The following is a 13118-nucleotide window of genomic DNA, read 5'->3' as shown; positions in this document are numbered from 1 at the left end:
TCCGGCGGGTCTTTGTCATTCCCGTTTATCTGTGAACTCTAATCCCGCCAGGACGAATCTTCCTTATCCAGGCAGGATTTAAGATAGGCGAAATGCTTCTCCGCCATGCCGCGATAGGGGATCCAGCCGTCTGACGTGCCCTGCGCGATCTCATCCGACAGCACCGCCAGCGGCTTGCCGGTCGAAAGCGCCAGCACCATCGTCTGGGCCGCCTTCTCGAAGAAATAGAGGTCCTCGAAAGCATCCGCCACCGTCTCGCCGGCAACCGACACGCCGTGATTGCCCATGACCAGCACCGCCTTGCCGCGTATCATTTCGACAAGCCGCTCGCCTTCTTCCGCCGCATCGGCGATCCCGCCGAAGTCGAGGTCGTAGCCGATCCGACCGAAAAAACGTGCCGTGTTGTTGTCGAGCGGCAGAAGCGTCGGGTCCTTGAGGCAGGAAAGCGCCACCGCATAGGGCGAATGGCAATGGAGGATCACGCGTGCCTCCGGCAGCATCCGGTGCAGCGTGCCATGTACGGTCCAGGCGGAAGGGTCGGGGGCATTCGGTCGGTTCATCACATCGGCATCGTCGGCATCGAGCAGCAGCAGATCGCTCGCCTTGATCGTCGCAAAATGCTGCCAGCGCGCATTGAGAAGGAACTTGCGCCCATTCGCCGAGACCGCCGCGCTGAAATGATTGCCGACCGACTCGCTCCAGCCAAAGCGATGGCAGAGCCGGAAGGCAGCGGCGAGATCCTGACGCAGCGTGGTCAGTGCCGCATCGTCGAGCATATCGTTTCCGGAAGCTGCGATATTCATGCCTTGAACCGTCCTTCCGTCGTCAGCGCGCGGTAGGTCGAACGCATCTCCTCGCGGTCGGCATAACAGCCGCGCAGATAGCGATCGCCGCTGGTCGCCGAATAGGCCATCCGTCCATGCACGATGCGGTGGTTGTCGAACACCATGCAGTCACCCGCCTTCATCAGGAAGCGCATCATGAACTTGTCGTCCTGCAGCATTTTGCCGAAGCGGCAGAAGGCCGGGTAATAGTCGTCGAGCACGGTCTGCGGCAGGTCGAACAGATCAGCCATGTGCTGGCTGATCGTCAGGCCTGAGACCTCGCCATGTTTGTCGAGCTCGATCACCCGCTGCCGCGAGCGCATGTCGTAGGTGTCGTGCTCACAGAAAAAGGGAATGTCGATTTCCGACAGCAGCTTGAAGCCATCAGGATCGATCTCGCGGAAAGCATTGGCGACTGCGACGCCGTCGGAATAGATGCTCATGCCGCCCTCGACGGTATTGGCCCGGCAATGCAGGAACTGAATGCCCGGCGCATGTTCCTCTGCCGGGGTGTCGGTATGTAGCTCCAAGGCCTTAGCCGTGTAGGCGGTGTTGGTCGGGTTGATATGCGTCTTGACGTCGAAATATTCGCCGAAGAAGGTCGGCCGTACATGGCCCATCAGCTTGACGGTTTCCGTCAACCCCTCATGGCTGTCCGGCATGTCGGTCACGATCGTCAGGCCCTCGACGATCATCGCCTCGATCCACTCCGCAACCTTGGCCGGATCGCGCATCAGCTCCGGTTGCGAGAAACGCGGAATGTCAGGATAGTGGTCGCTGAACCACGCCTTGCGCGGCAGGTCGCCCGGATCCGGCCGCTGTTTGCCTTCGCTGTAGAGCTCAAGCAGCGCGAGCGGAAAACGTGACACGTGGTTCTCGCCCGCCCAGCGGATGACCAGCGTATCACCCTCCAACTCGGCGCTCTCCGCGCGCGGGGGCGCTGAGAGATGAAAAACGTCGAAGCTCCTCTCGCGAGTCTTGCTGTCGAACGAAGTGGGGCAATTGTCGCGCAGCCAGTAATAATTGAAGTAAGCCTGTTTGCCGTCAGCGAGCGGCAGGTGCAGGCCTTTTTCGGCGAGTGTGACGGCCCCGGTCGCAACATGCATGTTCATCGCGGTTTTCCTTAAGTCTGGCTGGCGAGAGAGCGGATCTTATTTGTAGATCATCATCCGACTTCCCAGGGGAAAACAGAGCGATTATGCTTATGCTGAGTTAAGCTGGAGGTTAAGTTGAGCCGTCTGCCGCCCCTGCGTCTGCTGACCACGTTCGAAGCCGTCGCGCGGCTCGGCTCGATGCGCGAGGCAGCCGCCGCCTTGAATGTCACCCAGCCCGCCGTTACCCAGGCGCTGAAGGCGCTGGAAGACCATGTCGGCGCCGTCCTGATCGACCGCTCGACCCGGCCGGCCAGGCTCACCGAACCCGGTCAGCAACTCGCCCGCGCTACCCGCGATGGCCTCGACCTGATCGTCGAGACGATCGAGGAGATCCGCACCAGCAGCGGCCTCGAAGACCAGCGCTTGACCGTTGCCTGCACCATGGGTTTCGCCACCCATTGGTTGATGCCGCGCCTCAGCGATTTCTACGCCCGCCATCCCGGTCTCTTCGTCAATGTGCAGGTGCCGCCCACCGACCTGCCGCAGATCTGGCCGGGCACCGATCTCGTCCTGCGCTACGGCCGTGGCACCTGGACAGATGGCACGACCCAGCGCCTTTTTTCCGAAACCGTTTGCCCTGTCGGCCATCCGTCTCTGGTCGACGACCTCTTGGCCAGGGGCGCCGGGCTGGACGCCGCGCCGCTCATTCATGTGCGTACAGTGGAGGCGCGACACTGGGAAGGTTGGAGCGATTATCTCGCAAGACGCGGCCTGCCTAAGCAGCGCTGCCAGTCCCATGTCTTCGACAACTACGTCCAGGCGGTTCAGGCGGCACTCGACAGCCGTGGCTTGATGCTCGGCTGGCGTTCGATCACCGAAAAGCTCGTTGCCGACGGCAGCCTCAAGTCCTGGCCCGATGGCGCCCTCGATCTCGGCACCGCCTATTTCGCAACGGTCGCGCCGGCAGCGGCAAAGCGGCCTCCCGTGAACGCTTTCGTGGCGTGGCTTGGGGCGGAGGCGGAGAGTTCAACCCGCTGACGCCACCTCAAGGCCGGGAGATCTGGGGCATGTCGATCTCCACCGCCGATGACAGGCTTTCGAGGCTGTCATACAGCAATTGCAGGAGATAGGCCGGGTTGTGGACATAGCCCGCCGGGTCCTTCATCGCGACCTGGTAGTTGTAGGCGGCCTTGAGCAGGCGAGGGGTCCAGGCCTTGTAGGCATTGTCGCGCACTGCCTCGTCGTCGCCGATGATCCCGTCTCCGTTCGTATCCCCGAAGAAATAGGGATGACGTCCCTTGTGATAGCCAATCGGCGTGTCGAGCACGGTGTCGCCATAGGCCCGAATCGCGGCGTAGAGCCGTTCATGCAGCGTGCCGATCTCGCCATGCACGCCTTCCTTGGTATTGCCGTCACCATCGTAATCGGCATGCCGCATGCGAATGTCGCGAATGGTCTCGACGCCCCTGTGACAGGTCATGCAGCTGTCTTCAGCCACGTTGGTGGTGTGCGGATCATGACAGGCGACACAGCTGTTGGCGCTTGGCACATGTTGGAAGCGCCCTGCATAGGTCTTGCCGGGATAGTGATAGCCGCTTGCCGTATCCGCTCCATGCAGGGTCGCGGCAGCCACGGCATAATGGATGTTGATGAAGGAGAGATCGGCCGAAACCTCGTCCTCCCCGAGTGTGCCGACCGCCTTGGTGACCGAAGCGCCCGACTGCCGACCCTGATGGCAGACGGTGCAGGTCGCGGAACTCCCCAGTCCGCTCACCTGCGTGCCGGATGGGAAGCGCACCGCATCCAGCGCATGCGCCGCCTCGGCATGACAGGAGGCACAGCCGATCGGCGAATTGATCACACCCGGCTGCTCGATGCTGCCTGCAGCGCTGCCGTCTGCGCCGAGAAAATCGAGGAAGCCCGTCTCGGAGTGGCAGGTGGCGCAAGCCTTCGGCACCTCGCCTTCCTTGTTCCAGTAAGTGAAGGACGGGGAGTGGTAGTTGCCATGTGGCGAAGAGAGCCAGGCTTCGACCAGTTTGCTGATCGGAGTGTCGTCGCTCGCCTGCACGGACGGTGCGGCGATCAGCACGGCGGTCCATGCCGCCAGGCTGGCGAAAAGGGTGAAAATGCGGGTTGGTCGTCGCGGCGTCATGGGATCCTCCTCGGTCGTATGCGTCGTGGCGATGGGAGCATGATGAGCTGCAAAGCGACGTCGCGACATGACCGAGATCAAATCCGGACCGCGTTCTTCTGCTAGAAAGGCATTCAGGAGGACCTCATGACCGAAACCGTGACGCCTGACATGGCCGCCATGTCGCAACGCTCCGCCCGCCGCTTGCCCCGTCTGCCGGCCAGCCTTCTGGCAGCCCTTTATCTCGGGCTATGCACCCTGCCACTTGCTCTCTCCCTGATGACTGATGTTTCTCCGCACGATCCGCTGGAGCGATTGGCCGCCGGCCTCGGCATGGTCGGACTGGCTGCCATGGCCGTGCAGTTTGTGACCTCCGGCCGTTTCGAAGTGGTCTCCGGCCGTCTCGGCATCGACAAGATCATGGCCTTTCACAAACTTGCCGCCTGGTGGATCCTTCTGGCCATCGTCCTTCATCCTCTGGCCTATGTCGCTCCGACCTGGCTTGAGGATCCCAACCTCGGTACGGAGCGTCTGGTCGCATACCTGACCCAGCCGCATTATCGCTCTGGCGTGGTTGCCTGGGCAGCCCTTATCCTCCTGGTCCTGTCGTCAGTGTTGCGCAACAGTCTGCCCTGGCGTTACGAAGTCTGGCGGGGAACGCATCTCGTTCTCGGCACAGTGGCAACCGCCGGCGGGCTGCTCCATGCCATTTCCACGGGCCGATTTGCGGCGAGGGGGCCTCTGGAGATCTACTGGTTCCTGATCGCCGCCACGATTCTTGCTGTGCTTGCGATCCTCTATGGTTATCGCTGGCTCAATCTGCATCGCAAGCCGTGGCGGCTTCGGTCTGTCACGCGCCGGGCCGATCGTCTGTGGGAGCTCGACATCCAGCCCGCCGACAACACCCCGACGCTCGAATATCATGCCGGCCAGTTCGTCTGGATGACGGAAGGCCGAAGGCGCTTCCCGCTGTTTGATCATCCGTTTTCGATCGCCGACAGCCCGACCCGTCCGGGCTTGAGCCTGATCATCAAGGAGGTCGGCGATTTCACCCGGCGCATCGGCAATCTGCAACCCGGCACCCCCATCGGCATTGACGGGCCCTATGGCGAATTCGCCATGGAGGCACATCCAGGCGATGCCGTCCTCCTTATCGCCGGTGGTGTCGGGATTGCGCCCATCATCGGCATGCTGAGGGATCTGACCGCACGGCGCGACAATCGGCCCATCCGGCTCGCCTATGCTGTGGGAACGCCAAGCAATTTCGCCTGTCTGGACGAAATAGCCGCTGCCGGTGCTGCGCTCGACTTGGAAGTCCTGTTGATCAGTGAGGATTCGCCGCCCGGCTACGAGGGTGCGGTCGGTCGGCTCGATCACGCCCGGCTGAAGGATCTCCTTGTGGGGATCGAGCCGCGCAGCTGTGTCGCAATGATGTGTGGCCCCGGCGGCATGGTTACGGCTGTGTCCGACACCTTGCTCGATCTCGGCCTTCCGATGAAGAACGTGGTCTACGAGCGGTTCGACTACGCCGGAGGAGCGACCTCGCGCCAGGATCGTCGTCGGAGCCTCGTCTTTGGCGGCGTCGCGGCACTGCTGGCTGCTGCCCTGTGGCTGTATTATTTTGCCGGTTAGGCAATATGCTAATTGACTTTCTGGATGGGCGGCACGCCCTCGATGAGGCTCAGCACTTCGCCCACGCCATTGCGCAGCTCTGCCATGCGGCTGGCATAGGCGGCGGCCAGACAGTCGAGGTTCGCCTCACATGCTCGGCGCTTTTCCAGCCATTCGATTTGCGAGGCTTCCAACGCGCCACGGCTGCCCATCGGCAAGACTTCGCGCAACAGTTCGAACGTCGTCACCATGCGCACATCCATGTCGTTGAGGTCAATGTTCTGGCAGATCGCCGCCTCGTCGGGCGCAAGGCCAGGCGTACGGCAATCGAAACTGGCGGCCTGGAGCAGTTGGGGAAGGGCGATCAACAGGGGGCTGGCCAGCGTGAAGGCGGCAAGGGTGGATATAACTGGGCGGGTTCGGGACATGGTCGGTCTCCTTTCCTGATAACAGGGCAACGGTTGCCGCGTGGAGAACGTTCCGCGCGACGTCTCTTGCAAATCCGTCACGATCCGGTGAGATCTTGGCTGCTCAGGCTTCCCTCACGCGCGATGCTCACTACCTTGGGACACATGCAGAGAAGAACATTCCTTTCCATCCTCGGCGCCTCCGGTGCTGTCTCCGTCATCTCCGGCCGACAGGCCTTGGCACAAACCGCCGCGCCGGAGGCCGGGCCCACGGTTGAGCCGTCGCCCGCGACAACGCCGGCCACAGCAGCCCCCTTGGATCTCGATGCTTTGCGACCACGAATCGCAAATCTGCTGGAGGAGGCGCGCCGCCTGGAGACGCTGGAAACGGTGATCGTCACGCGCAATGGGGAGACGCTCGCCGAGCGCGCCTATGGCAACAACTCGCTGACAGGTTCGACCAACATCAAGTCGGCGTCGAAATGCGTCGTCTCCGCGCTGGTCGGTATCGCCATCGACAAGGGGCTGCTGGAAGGCGTTGACCAGCGCATCGAAACTGTCTTGCGCTCGGAGTTTCCCGCCGATCCCGATCCCCGCCTGTCACAGATCACGATCGGCCACCTGCTCTCGATGCGCGCTGGCCTTGATCGCATGTCCGGCCCCAATTATGGCCGCTGGGTCGCGAGCCGGAACTGGACCCGTTTCGCGCTCGCCGCCGACTTCGTCGGGGAGCCCGGCGGCGGCATGCTCTATTCGACCGCGTCCACCCACCTCCTCTCCGTCATCCTCACCAAGGTCTCCGGCAAGCCGACGCTGGCGCTCGCCCGTGAATGGCTGGAGCCGCTTGAAGGTTTCCGCATCGGCTCCTGGCACCGCGACCCGCAGGGCTACTATCTTGGCGGCAATCAGATGGCGATGACGCCGCGGTCGCTCCACGCCTTCGGCGAACTGTATCGACGCGGTGGCGTCACCGAGGACGGTACACGGCTGATCTCGGAAGAATGGATCCGCGAAAGCTGGATCCGCCGCACCAACTCCGTTTTCAACGGCGATGGCTATGGCTACGCCTGGTTCCTCAAGGAAATGGCCGGCGAGCAGGTGAACTATGCCTGGGGCTATGGCGGCCAGATGCTCTACATCACACCGAGCCTTGGTGTAACCGTCACTATGACATCGAATGAAAGCGCCCCATCGGCACGCACCGGCTACCGGGACGAGCTTCACGGCCTCATGACACGCATCATCGAAACCGTCAGCACTTGAGGCCGACGCGCGTTATCCCCATCTGCGATACACCTTCCTTGGTTCTGCCTATTTGACGGCGCACGAACCGGGTCTAGAACGTCCATATCGCATGAAGGATCTTCGAATGCCGCGCTTCGACTGCCTCAAACCTGTTGCCGTCATCATCGCCCTGATCGCGCCTGTCGCATCGCCGGCGCTTGCCCAGGACAAGGCGGTGCCGCAAAGCCAGATCGAGATGCAGCTCTCCTTCGCGCCGCTGGTCAAGCAGGCGCGGGGCGCCGTCGTCAACGTCTATGCCGAGCGCCTCGTTCAGACCCGCTCCAGCCTGTTTGCCGGCGACCCCTTCTTCGAACAGTTCTTCGGCCAGCGCATGCCGAACCGCACGGAGAAGCAGTCTTCGCTCGGCTCCGGCGTCATCGTCGAGGCGGATGGCGTCGTCGTCACCAACAACCACGTTATTGATGGCGCCGACGATATCAAGGTGGCGCTCGCAGATGGCCGCGAGTTTCCGGTCAAGGTTGTGCTGAAGGACGACCGGCTCGATCTCGCGGTTTTGAAATTCGAGACCAACGAGGCCATGCCGACGCTGCCGATCGGCAATTCCGATGCGACCGAGGTCGGCGATCTCGTGCTGGCCATCGGCAACCCCTTTGGTGTCGGCCAGACGGTGACTTCGGGCATCGTTTCGGCACTTGCCAGAAACCAGGTGACGGAAGGCGATTTCGGCTTCTTCATCCAGACCGATGCCGCGATCAATCCCGGCAATTCGGGCGGTGCTCTCGTCAACATGAATGGCGAGCTGATCGGCATCAATACGGCAATCTTCTCGCGCGGCGGCGGCTCCAACGGCGTCGGCTTCGCCATTCCCGCTAATCTCGTTCGCGTCTTCCTCGATGCAGCCGACCGCGGCGATGCCTCCTTCGAGCGCCCCTATATCGGCGCAAGTTTCGAGCCTGTCACCTCCGACGTTGCCGAAGCACTCGGGCTGAAGACCGTGCGCGGCGCGCTCGTGGTGAGCGTGGTCGAAGGCGGCCCGGCGGAAAAGGCGGGCTTGAAACCCGGCCAGGTCATCACCGCCGTCAATGGCATCCCCGTCGAGCATCCCGATGCCCTGGGGTACCGCCTGTCCACAGCCGGTCTTGGCAAACGGGCCGAACTGACGATCCAGCAGGACGGCGCGCAGGAAACCATGGCGCTTCAACTTGCCTCCGCGCCTGAAACCCGCCCGCGTGATATCCAGCTGATCGAAGGCCGCAGCCCCTTTGCCGGCATCCGTGCCGGCAATCTGTCGCCGCGTCTTGCCTCTGAGCTGAAGATGCCCTCCGACGTAACCGGCGTTGTCGTCACCGAAGTCTTGCGCGGTTCTCCATCCGCCCGGCTCGGCTTTGCACCGCGCGATATTGTCGTCTCGGTCAATGGCGAGGCGATCAATTCGGTTGATGACCTGCAAACCATGGCCGAAAGCGATCCCGGTTTCTGGCGCGTCGAGATCGAGCGTGGCGGTCAGCGCATCCGGCAGATCTTCCGATGAGTGATCTCTTTGCGCCGCAGATGTCGAAGGAAATGGCCGAGCGCCGTCCGCTCGCCGATCGTCTGCGGCCGAAAAGCCTGAGTGAAGTCACGGGCCAGGAGCACCTGACCGGCGAGGATGGCGTGCTCGCCCGCATGATCGCCTCCGGCTCGCTCGGTTCGATGATCTTCTGGGGGCCGCCGGGTACCGGCAAGACCACCGTCGCCCGGCTCCTGTCCGGCGAGGCGGGCCTTGCCTTCGAGCAGATCTCGGCGATCTTTTCCGGCGTCGCCGACCTCAAGAAAGTTTTCGAAAGTGCCCGCCTGCGGCGCATGGAAGGCCGCCAGACGCTGCTCTTCGTCGACGAGATCCACCGTTTCAATCGCGCCCAGCAGGACAGTTTCCTGCCCGTCATGGAGGATGGCACCGTCATTCTGGTCGGTGCCACGACGGAAAATCCGAGCTTCGAACTGAACGCCGCTCTCCTGTCGCGCGCCCGGGTCCTGACCTTCAAGAGCCATGATGCCGAAAGCATCGAGACGCTTTTGAAACGCGCCGAGGAAACCGAAGCCAAGCCGCTGCCACTGGATGCCGATGCCCGCCAGGCCCTCATCCGCATGGCCGATGGTGACGGCCGTGCCTCGCTCACCTTGGCCGAGGAAGTCTGGCGCGCCGCCCGTCCGGACGAGGTCTTCGACACCGAGGGCCTCGGCCGCATCGTCCAGCGCCGCGCCCCCGTCTACGACAAGGGCCAGGACGGCCACTACAATCTGATCTCCGCCCTGCATAAGGCCGTGCGCGGCTCGGATCCCGATGCAGCCCTCTACTATCTCTGCCGCATGTTCGATGCAGGCGAAGATCCGCTTTATCTCGGCCGTCGCCTGGTCCGCATGGCCGTCGAGGACATCGGGCTTGCCGATCCGCAGGCGCTTGTCGTCTGCAATGCCGCCAAGGACGCCTATGACTATCTGGGCTCCCCGGAAGGTGAGCTGGCGTTGGCGCAGGCTTGCGTCTATCTCGCGACGGCCCCGAAGTCGAACGGCGTCTATGTCGCCTACAAGGCGGCCATGCGGGCGGCGAAGGAACACGGCTCGCTGCTGCCGCCCAAGCATATCCTCAATGCCCCGACCAAGCTGATGAAGGGCGAGGGCTATGGCGACGGCTATCGCTATGACCACGACCAGCCGGATGCCTTTTCCGGCCAGGACTATTTCCCCGAGAAAATGGGCCGCCAGACCTTCTACGATCCGCCGGAACGCGGCTTCGAGCGGGAGATCAAGAAGCGTCTCGACTGGTGGGCGAAGCTTCGCCGCGAGCGAGGCGGCTGAAACAGACTTGCTTATCGTCATTTCAGCTTAAGCCGAATTTAAGCGCTGTGCTCTAGGCTCCTGGTCGAACAGGGGATCGTGCATGGCGAAAGAGATGGATGGATGGCACATGCAGGGCGCGACCGTCGCGCCGCGTTTTGGCCTGCCGGCCATGGTCAAGCTGTTCTCTATTGTGCTCATCACGCTTTCAGCTCTGTCGCTGCTCTTCATCGGCTATATCGCCTCACGCAAGGCCGACGATATCGCTGCCAAAAAGCAGATCATACTGCTGGAGAATGTGCTGCGCGATCGCCAGAGCCTGCTGGCGCGCGACCAGCTGGGTCTGGCGCGCTGGGATCGCTCGGTCAAATACATCACCCTCAAATTCCACGCCTCCTACGTCATCGAGGAATTCGTCTCTTCGCTCTGGTACGATTTTGGCCATGAGCGCAGTTTCCTGATCGGCCCTGATGGCCGTGTCTTGATGTCGGCCTGGCAGGACGAGGTGGATCTGACCGCCCGCGATCTCAAGCCCGGCGATGACCTGAGGGCAATCGCCGAACTCGCGCTGACCCGCCACCATGCGCATCGCACCACGATCGACGGCGGTTTCGGCCAGCGGCCGGTGCCGGCATCGCAGGTCCATGCCATCGCGGCTTTCGGCTTTGCCGAAGTCGAGGGAGAGGTCATGCTGGCGACCGCCATGGCGATCGTGCCCGATGACGGCGAGGTGGCGCTGCCGGAAGGCGATCCGGTCATCCTGGTTTCCGCCCGTCCGATCGATGCCGATCTGGTGGCGGACCTCAATTCGCAACTCGAATATGAATACCTGCAGTTCAACCGCAATGGCGACGGCTTGCTGACGGTGAAAAGCGCCGATGGTCAGGCACTCGGCAGTTTCGACTTCACGCTGTTCAAGCCGGGTGCCGATATCTGGACCATCGTCGTTCCCGCCGTCGTCTTGCTCTGCGGCCTCATGTTCGCCGCAAGCTTCGTGCTCGGCCGCTATATCGGCCGGCTGTCGGAGCGGCTGGAGGAGAGCGAGTGGCGCAATCGCGAGCTCGCCCATCGGGATGCGCTCTCGGGCCTTGCCAACCGCCTCTGCTTCGACAAGGCGCTGAACGAGGCCGCGGATCGGCTGGCCCATGCGCCGTTTGCGGTGATCGCCTGTGATCTCGACCGCTTCAAGGCCGTCAACGATCTCCATGGTCACGGCGCCGGCGACGAGGTCATCCGCGTGGTGGCCGAGCGGCTCCGCGAGGCCGTTGGTGAAAACGGTCTGGTCGGCCGGGTCGGCGGCGACGAATTCGTCATCCTCGTCCATGCCTTCCGCGACAGGGCGCGCTTGTCGATGCTCGCCCAGTCGATCATCGCCTCGGTCTCCCAGCCCATGACGCTGTCGAACGGAGCCGTCGTCGATGTCGGCATCAGCCTTGGCATTGCCACGGCGCCGGAAGACGGCGCTTCGGCCCGTGCCATCATGTCGAACGCCGATCGCGCCCTCTATGCCTCCAAGCAGGGCGGTCGTGGCCGCGCCTTCTTTGCCGAGGACCTGCCCCCCGGGGAGGCGGTGCATGCGGCCTGACCTGCGTCGACGCCGCCTGTTGCTGTTGCTCACGGCCTCAACACTGTATTCCGCACCGCTTGCACGCCGGGCGCTCGCAGAGGCCGCGCGGCCCTCACGCAGTGGCACACAGGCGCCGGCATCCGATGCCGGCAAGGGGCTGAAGGTCGTGGTTGTCGGCGCCGGCATGGCCGGCCTTTCTGCCGCCGCAACGCTGGTTGCAGCCGGTGCCGAAGTCGTTGTTCTCGAGGCCCGTGACCGGATCGGTGGCCGAATCTTCACCGACCGCAGCCTCGGTGTGCCGGTCGAGCAGGGTGCCAATTTCATCCACGGTTTCAACGGCAATCCCGTCGCGGCGCTCGCCTCCAAGGCAGGTGGCATGCCCTTCTTTGTCGACGAGGAGCAGTCCTCCGTCCTGCTTCCGGGCGGCGAGGAGCCCGAGGATTTCGAGATCGATGATCTCTGGGAGGAGATCGAGCGCATCGAGGAAAAGGCGGTCGAGGAAGCCGATGGTGATGCCTCACTCTCGCTCCTCGACATCATCGAACTGCTCGACCCTGCACTCTTGCAGGAGCCGATCGGCAACTGGGGCCTCACCGACATGTGGGAGAACGAGCTCGGTGCGCCGCTCTCGGCGATTTCGGCGCTGCATTTCAATTCCGGCGAGGTCTATCCGGGTCCGGACGCCGTGTTGCTCCAGGGCTATGATCTCCTGCCGCGCCATCTTGCCGACGGTCTCGACATCAGGCTGGGCGAGGCGGTCCGCCACGTCCGCCATGCGGGTGACACCGTGACCGTGGAGACCGCAACGGCACGGTTCGAGGCGGATCACTGTGTGGTTGCGGTGCCTCTCGGCGTGCTGAAGGCTGGCGCCATCGCCTTCGATCCGCCGCTGCCGCCGGAACATCAGGCCGCGATTGCCGCCATCGGCTTCGGCAATCTCGCCAAGGTCTCCGTGCTGTTCGACAGGGTCTTCTGGCCGACGGACCTGCATTATCTCGGTTATGCCGGCAAGGAGCGTGGCCGCTTTGCCGACATGCTCAGCCTGGTGCCGATCCACGACGCCCCGGTGCTCACGCTGATGGCGAGCGGCGATTACGCCGACAAGGTGGATGCCATGGACGAGGCGGCCCTGCGCGCCGATGTGACGGCGGTGCTGCGCGACATGTTCGGGCAGGCGGTGCCGGCACCTGAAGCCATCACCCGCCACGCCTGGTCGACCGACCCTCTGACGCTTGGGACCTATTCCTATCCTGCCGTCGGGGCGAGGCCTGGGGATCACGATGTGCTGGCGGGGCCGGCTTCAGACCGGCTGCTGCTTGCCGGCGAGCATACGAGCCGCGACCATTTCGGCACGGTGCATGGCGCGCTGGAAAGCGGCCAACGCGCCGCCTTAGCCGTTCTCAAGCGCGGCAGGGGCTGACG

11 protein-coding genes are annotated in these 13118 nt (G+C 63.3%); 7 read left to right on the top strand and 4 right to left on the bottom strand.

What is annotated here, in order from left to right; translation table 11 throughout:
- Positions 1-38: 38 nt before the first annotated feature.
- Positions 39-803 carry a class II aldolase/adducin family protein gene (locus tag SJY08_RS09130; protein ID WP_377275381.1) on the bottom strand — a complete coding sequence of 255 codons (765 nt, stop codon included), beginning with the start codon at positions 801-803 and terminating at the stop codon, positions 39-41.
- Entirely contained in the window at positions 800-1936 is a 1137-nt protein-coding gene (locus SJY08_RS09125) for a TauD/TfdA family dioxygenase (RefSeq protein ID WP_377275380.1), read from the bottom strand. Before SJY08_RS09125 ends, SJY08_RS09130 begins: the two co-directional genes overlap by 4 nt.
- 117 nt (positions 1937-2053) lie before the next feature.
- On the opposite strand from SJY08_RS09125, the gene SJY08_RS09120 reads away from it, so the two are divergent.
- Entirely contained in the window at positions 2054-2956 is a 903-nt protein-coding gene (locus SJY08_RS09120; protein WP_377275379.1) for a LysR substrate-binding domain-containing protein, read from the top strand.
- A 7-nt stretch (positions 2957-2963) separates the two neighbouring features.
- Here SJY08_RS09120 and SJY08_RS09115 read toward each other — a convergent pair whose 3' ends face one another.
- The gene (locus SJY08_RS09115; RefSeq protein WP_377275378.1) at positions 2964-4070 is read right to left on the bottom strand and encodes a polyheme membrane-associated cytochrome C; all 1107 of its coding nucleotides are present in this window, start codon (positions 4068-4070) and stop codon (positions 2964-2966) included.
- A gap of 126 nt (positions 4071-4196) precedes the next feature.
- Here SJY08_RS09115 and SJY08_RS09110 point away from each other — a divergent pair, with 126 nt between their 5' ends.
- Positions 4197-5681 carry a ferric reductase-like transmembrane domain-containing protein gene (locus tag SJY08_RS09110; protein WP_377275377.1) on the top strand — a complete coding sequence of 495 codons (1485 nt, stop codon included), beginning with the start codon at positions 4197-4199 and terminating at the stop codon, positions 5679-5681.
- 8 nt (positions 5682-5689) lie between these two features.
- Here the strand turns inward: SJY08_RS09110 and SJY08_RS09105 are convergent, their stop codons facing one another.
- A complete protein-coding gene (locus SJY08_RS09105) occupies positions 5690-6088 on the bottom strand; it encodes a lysozyme inhibitor LprI family protein (protein ID WP_377275376.1) in 399 nt (132 codons plus the stop codon).
- A 144-nt stretch (positions 6089-6232) separates the two neighbouring features.
- Between SJY08_RS09105 and SJY08_RS09100 the strand changes: the two genes are divergently transcribed.
- From SJY08_RS09100 to SJY08_RS09080, 5 genes are all read left to right on the top strand, one after another.
- Complete coding sequence (locus tag SJY08_RS09100; RefSeq protein WP_156322955.1) at positions 6233-7330, top strand: serine hydrolase; 1098 nt, start codon at positions 6233-6235, stop codon at positions 7328-7330.
- Between the two features lie 106 nt (positions 7331-7436).
- The gene (locus SJY08_RS09095) at positions 7437-8843 is read left to right on the top strand and encodes a DegQ family serine endoprotease (RefSeq protein ID WP_069041563.1); all 1407 of its coding nucleotides are present in this window, start codon (positions 7437-7439) and stop codon (positions 8841-8843) included.
- Positions 8840-10150, top strand: coding sequence for a replication-associated recombination protein A (locus tag SJY08_RS09090; protein WP_377275375.1), 1311 nt, complete (start codon positions 8840-8842; stop codon positions 10148-10150). Before SJY08_RS09095 ends, SJY08_RS09090 begins: the two co-directional genes overlap by 4 nt.
- 82 nt (positions 10151-10232) lie before the next feature.
- Positions 10233-11714 (top strand): diguanylate cyclase domain-containing protein, encoded by a 1482-nt coding sequence (locus tag SJY08_RS09085; RefSeq protein WP_377275374.1) that lies wholly within the window; start codon positions 10233-10235, stop codon positions 11712-11714.
- Positions 11704-13116: a flavin monoamine oxidase family protein gene (locus tag SJY08_RS09080; protein WP_377275373.1), complete on the top strand. Its 1413-nt coding sequence runs from the start codon at positions 11704-11706 to the stop codon at positions 13114-13116. The genes SJY08_RS09085 and SJY08_RS09080 overlap by 11 nt, the downstream gene beginning before the upstream one ends.
- Positions 13117-13118 lie beyond the last annotated feature (2 nt).

This window comes from Rhizobium sp. R86522 (assembly GCF_042466255.1).
Lineage (GTDB): Bacteria > Pseudomonadota > Alphaproteobacteria > Rhizobiales > Rhizobiaceae > Allorhizobium.
Note: the sequence above shows the minus strand (reverse complement) of the source record. Positions and strands in the feature narration are given on the sequence as shown.

What these genes read in the sequence shown, in the direction of transcription:
- SJY08_RS09130 (WP_377275381.1), bottom strand. Translation starts at nt 803, where the DNA reads ATGAATATCGCAGCTTCCGGAAACGATATGCTCGACGATGCGGCACTG.
- SJY08_RS09125 (WP_377275380.1), bottom strand. Translation starts at nt 1,936, where the DNA reads ATGAACATGCATGTTGCGACCGGGGCCGTCACACTCGCCGAAAAAGGC.
- SJY08_RS09095 (WP_069041563.1), top strand. Translation starts at nt 7,437, where the DNA reads ATGCCGCGCTTCGACTGCCTCAAACCTGTTGCCGTCATCATCGCCCTG.
- SJY08_RS09090 (WP_377275375.1), top strand. Translation starts at nt 8,840, where the DNA reads ATGAGTGATCTCTTTGCGCCGCAGATGTCGAAGGAAATGGCCGAGCGC.
- SJY08_RS09100 (WP_156322955.1), top strand. Translation starts at nt 6,233, where the DNA reads ATGCAGAGAAGAACATTCCTTTCCATCCTCGGCGCCTCCGGTGCTGTC.
- SJY08_RS09080 (WP_377275373.1), top strand. Translation starts at nt 11,704, where the DNA reads ATGCGGCCTGACCTGCGTCGACGCCGCCTGTTGCTGTTGCTCACGGCC.
- SJY08_RS09105 (WP_377275376.1), bottom strand. Translation starts at nt 6,088, where the DNA reads ATGTCCCGAACCCGCCCAGTTATATCCACCCTTGCCGCCTTCACGCTG.
- SJY08_RS09085 (WP_377275374.1), top strand. Translation starts at nt 10,233, where the DNA reads ATGGCGAAAGAGATGGATGGATGGCACATGCAGGGCGCGACCGTCGCG.
- SJY08_RS09110 (WP_377275377.1), top strand. Translation starts at nt 4,197, where the DNA reads ATGACCGAAACCGTGACGCCTGACATGGCCGCCATGTCGCAACGCTCC.
- SJY08_RS09115 (WP_377275378.1), bottom strand. Translation starts at nt 4,070, where the DNA reads ATGACGCCGCGACGACCAACCCGCATTTTCACCCTTTTCGCCAGCCTG.